At 37.8% G+C, this 1,796-nt stretch carries 1 protein-coding gene; it reads right to left on the bottom strand.

What is annotated here, in order from left to right; all coding sequences use genetic code 11:
- Nucleotides 1-184: 184 nt before the first annotated feature.
- Nucleotides 185-1,796: Spy0128 family protein (locus AB2B50_RS09615; protein WP_320693329.1), on the bottom strand; the 1,612-nt coding region annotated here is incomplete at its 5' end.

Here is a 1,796-nt window from a genome sequence, read left to right as displayed (position 1 = left end):
GATGTTAGCTTTTATTCAACCCACTACAGTTGACAAAGAGCCATTATAAAAACAAAAAGAGAGGCATTAACCTCTCTTCTTGCGATTACATACACTTATTTAATAAATGTATAACCAACTTTAGAATATCTTTGGTTTAGATACTCAAAGATAAATCTTGAATCATTCTAGAAAACTAGAAATATTAAGCTTCATCTTCTTTTTTGCGTTTCGCAACCAAACCTAGACCTACAAGACCAAGTGCAGCACCAAGTGTAGCAATTCCAGATTTAGATTGTTCACCAGTGTTTGGCAACTCAGGACCTTTAGGTTTTTCTGGTGTTACTGGTGTTGGCGGTGTTGGTGGTGTTGGTGGTGTTGGTGGTGTTGGTGGTGTTGGCGGTGTTGGTGGTGTTGGTGGTGTTGGCGGTGTTGGTGGTGTTGGCGGTGTTGGCGGTGTTGGCGGTGTTACCTTGTTGTTAAACTCAGTATCTTCAGGCATTTGTGAAGTAAGAGTCAACACTTTACCATCCTTAGTTACAGTAACTCCAACAGTCGCTACCATCTTATCGTATTCAACTCCAGCCTCTGTACCTTTCACTTCTTCTACATGATAGATATAAGTACCTTCTTGACCACGTTTGAATTCAAGAGCTGAGAACTTGATTTTACCTTCAGCATCATTGCTTACGGTTTCAATCACGTTACCATCTTTGTCTTTCAATACGAAGCTGAATTCACCGGCTTTCAACGCACGACCTTCCAATTTCTTAGTGAAGTTGAATTCAACTTTAACTGGAATATTAACAACACGTTTTTCAGTTGGTTTTTCTGGTTTTTCAACTGATTTCTTAGTTGGATCATATTGGTGAACAATTTGAGAAGCTGTATTTTCAATATCTACACCTTCTTTAGCAGTTCCCTTGATACGTGCTGGAATATCAAACTTGTAGTAACGTCCAAATGCTAATTTAGCAGTGTCGATTACTTGAGTATTTTCAGCATCTCCAAGAGACTTAGTCAAGTCAGCCTTAGATGTAGCAGTAATGACCCCATCCACAATTGAGATATCAAACTTAGCTGTGACATCATCACCAGTTACTGAATCATAAGCTTTAATATCAGCTACATTAACATTCAAGTTTTCGCTGTCATATTTATCTGTAATACCAACAGATTGAATATTGTGAGCTTCTGTGAATTTAGTTGTATCCAACCATACTTGGTAAACAACCTTATCACCTTTATGGAGTGTTTGAGTATTGATATTTTGCTTTTCATTATTATCAACTTTGTCCACATATGGATCATTGTTGGTATCTGCTACTTTATCAGTCAACTCTTTATCATCATCAAGAAGTTTATTTCCAGTGATATCAAATTTCTCTTCATTAAGAATATATTTCTCTGGATTGAACTCAGGAGTNGCGATAAGAACTTTAGCTGTTCCATCGTGTTTAACTGTAACTGTTACATTCGCTTTCATTGTGTCGTATGTAACGGTTGCGTCTGAGCCTTTAACTTCTTCTACTGTGTAGTTGTGTACGCCTTCTTGGCCTTTCTTGAACTCAAGTTTAGAGAACTTAACGTTACCAGATGCATCGTTGCTTACAGTTTCAAGAGTCTTACCTTCTGAATCTTTAAGAACGAAGCTGAATTCGTTAGCTTTAAGCTCACGGCCTTCCAAACGTTTAGTGAAGTTGAATTCCACTTCAACTGGTACGTTGTTAACACGTTTTTCAGTTGGTTTGCTTGGTTTTTCAACTTTCTTCGTTGTTGGGTTGTAGTAGTTAACTACTTGAGCCGCAGTATTTTCA

This window comes from Streptococcus fermentans (assembly GCF_040888305.1).
Lineage (GTDB): Bacteria > Bacillota > Bacilli > Lactobacillales > Streptococcaceae > Streptococcus > Streptococcus fermentans.
The sequence above is the reverse complement of the archived record's forward strand: the minus strand, read 5'-3'. Positions and strand labels throughout refer to the sequence as shown.